The organism is Klenkia sp. AC732 (assembly GCF_979256525.1).
Map to the genome: position 1 here is coordinate 1 of NZ_CEEDOS010000053.1, position 8,068 is coordinate 8,068.

At 77.4% G+C, this 8,068-nt stretch carries 2 protein-coding genes; one reads left to right on the forward strand and one right to left on the reverse strand.

Going from position 1 to position 8,068, the window contains the following annotated elements:
* Positions 1–7,438, reverse strand: a 7,438-nt coding sequence (locus AC0IVP_RS19600; protein WP_471758768.1) for a toxin glutamine deamidase domain-containing protein, incomplete at its 3' end; no start/stop codon positions are given.
* Between AC0IVP_RS19600 and AC0IVP_RS19605 the strand changes: the two genes are divergently transcribed.
* Positions 7,410–8,068: hypothetical protein (locus tag AC0IVP_RS19605; protein WP_471758770.1), on the forward strand; the 659-nt coding region annotated here is incomplete at its 3' end. The genes AC0IVP_RS19600 and AC0IVP_RS19605 overlap by 29 nt on opposite strands.

Consider the following 8,068-nt stretch of genomic DNA (forward strand, 5'->3'; position numbering starts at 1 on the left):
GGGTCGGGGTCGGGGTCGGGGTCGGCGGCTGGACCTCGGGCACCGGGAACGGTCGGTCCTCCACCCGCTGGGCCGCCGGGGCCGTGACCTCGCGGACGTGCGGCTCGCGGTCCCAGCCGGTGCTGTTCGCGATCGCGCGTCCCCGGGCCCACACCGACTCCTCGGCCGACCGGGCCCGGTCGGGCTGCGCCGGGTCGACCGGGAGTGGGTCTGCGCCGTCGACGGTGTCGTCGGGGGACGGTCGGCCCTGGGTGCTGGACCCGGTCCCCGGCGGGGCGAGCAGGACGCCCACCAGGTCGTCGAGCGCCCGCTGCAGCTCGACGGTCTCGGCGCCCAACGCCGCGAATGCCTGCCGGTGTTCCGCGGCGAGCAGCAGCGCGGAGTGGTTGCCGATCTGGGCGTCCCGCGCGGTGGTGCGCGCGAGGGTGTCGTCGGTCAGCTGCCGTTCGGCCAGTGCCGCCACCGGCGCCAGGAGCAGCCCTGCGCTGGATGTCACGGCGCTGCCGAGCAGGGCGCGGTCACCGACCGCCCAGGTCGCCAGACCGCCGGCGGGCAGCCCACCGGCGGCGAGGGTGGCGACGGCGGCCGCACCGGTCAGTGCGCCGGCGGTGGCGGCCGGCGCGGCGAAACGGGCCTGGTACTCCCGCAGGGTCTGCCTCGTCGCCCCCTCCGGGGCCGTCACCGGCGCGGCAGCCGCAGCGCCGAGTGCCGCCCGGTCGGGGTCAGCGGCGGTCGTGGTGCCCGCGACGACGTCGGCCCGGCCGGGCTCGGGAGCGCTGCGCAGCCGGTCGAGCGCCCGGGCGAGGTGTTCCTGCCTGGCCCCGGCGGTGGCCGCCTCCTCGGCTGCGACGCGCTGGTCTGCGAGCTCCCGGGCGACCTCGGTCACCAGCTGTTGGACCTCGACCCGCGCCTGGGCGAGCGCGACCTCGAGGTCCAGGCGGGCGTCGTGCACCGCGCGGGCCTGTCGCAGACCCGCCGACGCCGGGCTCGCGGCACCGTCGGAGTCCTTGGCCGCCTCGGTGCGCAGGGCGAAGCGACGCTCGATGGCGGCTGCTGCCGGCACGCTGACGACGGCGACGGCGGACAGCGCGCTGGCGATGAGGCCACCGGGTCCGGCGACGGCGGCGACGACGGTGGCCGCAGCGACCGGGAGCGCCAGCGAGACCAGCCACTTGGGCAGGTGCTCGGCCCAGCTGGGGGTGGCGGCCGGGCGGGGGTCGCCCACGCTGATGTCGGCCAGCAGCTGCTCGGCCGCGGTCGCGTCGAGCTCGGCGGTGACCGCCTGCAGCAGGTCGGCCCGTCGCGACACCCACGGCGTGTCCGCCAGGCGCGCCAGGTCCTCCGTCGTCAGCGGGGCGGCGGGGTCGGCACCGGTCAGCAGGTCCGAGGCGACCAGGTCGTGGGCCGCGATGGCGGCCGCGAGGTCCTGGGTGAGCGCCTTCCGCTCCTGGGAGGGCGGACGAGCCGGTGTGCCCGCGGCCTGTTCCCGCGTGTCCAGGGCGGTGCGCCGCCGGGCGAGGTCGGTGAAGACGCCCCTCACCTGCAGGTCCAACCAGCTCCCGGCGACGCCGGGCGCGTCAGCCCGGGCGGGCGCGGCCGCCGCGGTGGGCCCCGTCGGCTCGGTGGATGCGGCCTGCTCCGAGGGCGCGGCCGCCCCGGTCGCCGTCCGGGCCGGGTCCAGCAGTCGCTGCTGCTCTGCCACCTGGTCGGCTTCCAGGCCCGCCAGTCGCGCCAGGTCGGCGCGCTGCGTCGCGGTGCGGCGCTGGGCGTGCGCGGTCTCCAGGGCCTGGGCCCGGGCGTCGAGCTCGGCGTTCTTGCGGTCCTCCCGGGCTGCCTTGCGCTGGGCCGTCCACCGCTCCACCAGAGCGGTCGCCACCGCGACCACGACGGCGGCGACCAGGGCCCCGACGGCGACGGTGAGCAACGGCCACCCGACGGCCGCCGCGATGCCCACGTTGATCCCGACGCCGACACCGGCGGCGATCGTCGCGCCGGTCGCGTGCTTGGCCAGGTAGCGGCCCAGCGACAGCACCTTCTCCCGGGCGCGGGCCCGCCGGGACAGGCCGGCCTCCCCCGCGCGCTCTGCTGCGAGCCGGTCGGCGGCGTCGGGGCGGACGTCGGGACCCGTCGTCCGGGGCGCCGGCGCGGCAGCCTGCGCCGCGACGTCGTCGCCGCCGTCCAGCCGCGTGCGCAGCTGGCGCACCTCGTCGGAGAGCGCGGCATCGGCGCGCCGCCCGGCGGCGGCGGTCTCGGCCGACCGCGCGCGCAGCAGCCGCACGGCGGCCGGCACCCGGTCCTGGGCGTCGACGCGCGTGCCCAGCTGCTCCGTGGCCCGCGCCGCGCCCCGTTCGGCCCAGGCGGTGGAGACACCCGTCAGGGAGGTGGTGACGACGCCGACCCCGCCGGCGACGGCTCCCTGCGGTGCGCCTGCCGCAGCGCTGAGACCGGCGCCGGCGACCGAGGCCACCGCCCCGGCCAGGGAGCTGGCGCCGAGGGTCTTGAGCAGGTAGCGCCGGAGCGGGCTGACGCCGCTGTCGACCACCTCGGCCAACGCGGAGTTGTTCAGGGCGAACACCAGCGTCTGGACGTCGTCCGGGAGGGACTGGAAGCGCGCGGCGTAGCCCTCGCGCCGCTGCGCAGCGGCCTCGGCCCGGGCTGCCGACGCCGGGTCCGCGGAGGCGGCAGGGGGCGAGGCGGCAGGGGGCGCGTCCGGGCCCGGGGTGCTGCCGCCCACGGGGGTCAGCTCGATGCCGTCGGCGGTCTCGCCCTGCGCGGCGACGGCGGGAGCCGTGCTGGAGACGTCCGGCGTCGCTCCGGCTGCCGTGTCGGCGGCGGCCGGCGGCGGGGCGAGGAGTAGACCGAGGCGCTCCAGCAGCGGCCGCAGTCCCTCCGTGGCTCGCCGGCTCTCACCTGGGGCGCTGGACCGCGTGCGGTCGGCCAGGAGGCGGAGCTCGGCCAGGTCGGTCCGGTCCGCGACGGTCAGCTGCGGGGCCCTCGACCCGAGCTGCTGCGCCGGGCCCGACGTGAGCACGGGGGGCCCGTCGAGGGCCCCCTGCTGCCGGGCGACGATCGCAGCGAGCTCGCGGGCGACCGTGCGCTCGACGTCCGTCGAGGGCACCGTGTCGGACACGGTGACCCGGAAGAGCGGCCCGGCGGGACCACCGTCGTCCTGGCGGGAGGACGACCGGGTGCCCGGGGGCAGCTCACCGCTGCGCTCCACCCGGACGCGGAACTCCGCCACGCCGGGGGCCGTGAACACGCGCGTGCCGGTCTCCCGGTCCCGCCCGGTGGCGGTGACCCCCGCCGCCCGGTGCACCGTGGCCGAGCGCAGGACCCGGTCGACGGCGAGCTCGGCGAGCTGCTGCCCCGGGAAGCTGGAGACGGCGTCCCCGCCGTCCGGGGTCAGGCCTGCTCGGCCACCAGGCTCGCGTGCGCCTCCTCCAGGGTCTCCCTGGCCAGGTGCACCGGCCGGACCCTCCCGGCCCGGACCAGCAGCAGGGGCTCCCCCCGCCGTGACGTCGGCCGGACCACCGCCCACGCGTCCAGGAACGGCCGCGCCCGCCACGGGCCCTCCGTCGCCTGGTCGTCGACCCCCGTCCACCGGAGCACCGCTGCCACGGCTCCCTCCGGCGTCCCCGGCAGTGCCGGTCCCGTCTCCTCGTCCTGCGGCAAGGTCCATCCCCTCCCATGCAGCGCCCGGACGACGCACGATCGCCTCGGCCCGCCAGATCGAATGCGTGTACGCCGGTGGCCAGCCCGAGACCGTCCCGTCCTGCCCGTCGACCCACTGCAGGCCCTGGTCGGTCACGACCGCGGTGAACCAGTGCCCCCCGGCCTCCCCGCGGGCGAACCCGGTGACGTTCCAGTCGACCCCGAGGACCGCGACCGTGCCCACCGGGGCACCGGCGAGCTGGTCGGCGATCGTGGCCCAGGCCTGCTGGGTGAAGGCAGCGGTGTCGTCCGCGGGGACGACGGGGGCCGCGGGGTCGGCCGGGGCCGGGGCCGGCGCGGTGGCCGCGGACTGCGGACGGACCCCCGCCCAGTCGTACATCTCCCGGTACTCGCCGCGCCGCGGGTCGCCCCACGCCGGTTCCACGCCCTGTCCGCCCACGGCGTCGGCCACCCGCCGGGAGCACTCGCCGCAGTTGTTGGCCCACTGCGCCGCGGCGTCGCTGCCGACCGGGTGGACCTGCAGGTTCGGGTTGACCCGCGACACCCAGGAGGTGAGCCGGGGGTCCGCGGCGTGGGCCTGGCGCAGCGCCTGCCGGATGGCGTCCCCGGGGTCGGTGTAACGGTCGGGCTCCACCTCCGGGCGGGCCGTGCCCGGGTTCAGGGCCAGCGCGTCCATCGCGGCGGTCAGGTCGGCGACCGACCCGTCCGCGGGAGAGGGCCCCTGTGCCGCCGGGTCCAGGCTCAGCGCGTCCATCGCGGCGGTCAGGTCGGCGACCGACCCGTCCGCGGGAGAGGGCCCCTGCGCCGCCGGGTCCAGGCTCAGCGCGTCCATCGCGGCGGTCAGGTCGGCAACCGACCCGTCCGCGGGAGAGGGCCCCTGTGCCGCCGGGTCCAGGCTCAGCGCGTCCATCGCGGCGGTCAGGTCGGCGACCGACCCGTCGGCGTCCGATGCGGACGCGGAGTCGATGGGAGCCGGTCGCTGTGCCGCCGGGTCCGAGGTCCGCGCGTCGAGCGCGTCGGTCTGCCCGGCGGGGCCGGTCAGACCGGGGAGCGGACCTGCTCCACCGAGGTCACCTCGTCGGGCGCCGCCGTCGTCACGTACACGCCCGGCTGGGCCATCGTCAGACCCAGGGTCTCCGCTCGACGGTGGTCCCGACCGAGGTAGGTCAGCTGCAGCCGGCCCCCGGGGGTCGAGCCCTCCACGCTGAACGGCTCCCCCTGCCACCGGCACGTCGTCCGCACCCGGTACAGCTCGGCCTCGGCCGCCGGGACCACCCTGCTCCAGCGGCCCGTCCGGGTCGCCGTCCACCGGTCGTCCGGCCGGTCCGGGCTGAAGAGCTTCACCGATCCCGGCGGCCGGGCGGAGGGCACCGCCTCGAAGGTCCGACCCTGCCACTCCGCCCAGGTGTCCGTGCTCGCTGAGTGCTGCGTCGGTCTGGTCATGCACTTCCTCCGTGGTGGTGAGGCCGGCGTGCTCCTGACCCGCGGCGGTCGACGTCCAGACCTCGCCGTCGAAGACGCCGAGCAGGGTCTCGCTGCCGTCGCGGCCGACCGACCAGATCTCGGCCCCGTCCGGCAGGACGACGAACTCGTCGGTGCGGTACTCGGGGACCGCGTGGCCCTGGCTGGCGGTGAAGCCGTTGCCGGTGAACGGCGTCGGGTCGACGTCGGTGCCGCCGAGGGCCGGACCGTACGGCGTCCGCAGGGTCGTGGCGTCCTCGCCGATCGGGAACCGCAGGACGGCGATGGTGTCGTCGTCGGCCCGGTAGGGCGGCCGGCCGTTGCGGGACTCGTAGCCGCGGTCGGTGTAGTCCAGCCGCAGCCCCTCCACCACCTCGGCCGGGGTGGTCAGTCCGATGACGTCGCGCAGCGCGGCGGTGTACCCACGGGCACCGGCCGGGTCGAAGACCAGCGCACCCTCGTCGTCGAGGACCGGCTGATTGCCCAGGTACCCACGGGTGGCCTCCAGGGGCAGGGCCCGCTGTACGAGATCGCCCGGTGAGACCGCTTGGGTGTCCCGCACCTGCCGGAGCACCTCCCGCTGGTCGGGATCCAGGGTGGCCAGCTCGGCCGTCCGCAGGGCGTGGAAGTCCGCGGGGCTGGTGCCCGCGGGCAGCAGGTCGGGCAACGCCTGCTCGAAGCCGCGCCCCACGTCGAGTCGGTCCCGCCCGTAGGCGGGGGTGACGGTGCTGCCGTCGACCAGCTCCACCTCGACCACACCCGTGGCCGGGGCCGACGCCGGCCCCTCCGCCTGGGTGGGCGTCACCACAGCGGCGCCGCGGTCCCCGGTCCCAGGCGGCGGCGGTGGCCCATCCGTCAGGCCACCAGCACGCCCGTCTCCGGCCAGGTCCCCGTCGCGGCCCGTTCCCGGACCACCTCGTGCACCACCCACGTCGCCTGGCCGAGCAGCGTCCCGCGCGGCTGGCCGCTCACCTTGTCGATCACCGTCGAGCCCCCCATCCGGCCCGGGTCCGCCCCGAAGCGGTACGTGACCGTGGTCGGGGTCTCCGCCACGCGTTCCCAGTGCACCAGCAGCGCCATGCGCGTGTCCCTCCGTCAGGGTGGGGTGGACGCCCTCGCGGGCGAGGGCGGCGACCCAGTCGTGGGCACTCGTGGCCCGGGTGTGGGCCTCCTGGTAGTTGGCGGCATCGCCGGAGGCGAGCAGGTCCGACTCCGTCAGCTCGTGCCGCAGCAGGACCTCGTCGGAGGCCCGGACCTCGCCGTCGGACATCCGCTGCCAGGCCTCGGCGATGAGCGGGTGCGGGGTGAAGGGGCGGTGGTCCAGCGTCCCGTCGGGTCGGGCGATCGGCTGGGTGGGACGGAGCAGGTGGTCCTTGACCTGCTGCACCTGCTCTGGCGTCGCCCAGCCCACGGTCGCTGCGATGCGCGCGACGTCGCCGTCGTCGGCACGGAACCGCTCGTAGGCAGCGCCCGCCTCGGCGAGAGCCGCATCGGCCTCGGCCTGCGCTGCAGCCGCCGGCGCGGCGGGCAGCGGGGTCCGGGGAGTGCCCGCCGGGGTGTCGGTGGCCTGCACGGTGCCCAACGACGGGGAGACGACGACCGGCACACCGTCCGGGCCCGTGGTCGCCTGGCCGATCGCCGCGGCGCAGGAGGAGCACGGCTCCTTGTACGGCGTCGGGGTCCGCTCCCCCTCGACGGTGGTCCCGGCCTTGAGGTCCACAGAGGTGATGACGGCACCGGCCAGGACGGCGTTGGCCCACTGCTCGAACGGCGCCCACTCGGCGTCCGAGGCCGTGCGAGCGGGGAGTGGCCCAGGGAGCTCGGGGATGCCGTCCTGCCCGGCTCGGTCCTGCGCCGACCACAGCGCGTCGGACAGCAGCGCCACCTCGGCGCACTGCCCGTGGTGGACGGCGGGGCTCCCGCCGGTCCGCACGGCGTCGTACACCCGGCTGACGACGGGGTGCACCCTGTCCAGGGTCCCGCCCTTGATGCTGGTGTGCGTCCAGACCCGGCCGTCGGCGGTCACCAGCGCACCTGCGGTGCCCGGGACCTTCGACCGCTGCTTCTTGGACACCGGCTCACCGGGGTGCTCCGCACTCCACCGCGCGGCGAAGGCGTCCTGCGTGGTCTCGGCCAGCCGCGAGGCGCGGTCAGCCGCGACCTCGGCGGCGGTGGTGCCGGTCAGGTCGACGGTCTCGGAGGGCAGTGAGTAGCTGGTCGTCCCGGGCGCCGACCACCCCGGGCCGGACAGCCCGGCGTACCCGGCGAGCGGGGCCGTGGCCGTCGCCGGGCTCAGCCCGGACACCGCCCCGGACGCCTCGAACGGGCTGCTGGGCGGTCCGCCCGGGTTCGTGGTCGACGACGCGGGTACCGAAGACGGACCCACAGGGGCGGACGGCGACGACGGACTCACCGTCGACGCAGCCTCGACCGACAGCGTCGAGGTCGAGGCAGCCGGCGCCGTCGTCTGCGGCGCGTTCACGGCCGGCGGCGTCGCCGTCGAGGTCGGCGCGGGCGCAGCAGTCGAGGCCGGCGAAGCCGTGCCGGGCGGCGTCGCAGTCGAGGCCTGCGCGGGCGCAGCCACGGCGGCAGCCGCCGGCGTCGAGGCCGGGGCAGCCTGGCCCGACTGCGTCGCTGCCGGGGTCGGCGTCGGCGCAGTCGGGGTCGGCGCAGTCGGGCGGTTCGTGGCGGGTGCGGGCGTGCTGCCCCCGACCCCCGGGGCCACCGCGGGCGTCGTGGTGCCGGTCGACGCGGGGACCGGCGCGGTCGACGACGGGGTCGTCGGGACCGTGGGGGCCGCGGACGGCGACGTGCCGGCGGCGGGGGACGCGTGTGCGGGGGCAGGGGATGCCGGAGTCGGGGATGCCGGAGTCGGGGATGCCGGAGTCGGGGATGCCGGAGTCGGGGATGCCGGAGTCGGGGATGCCGGAGTCGG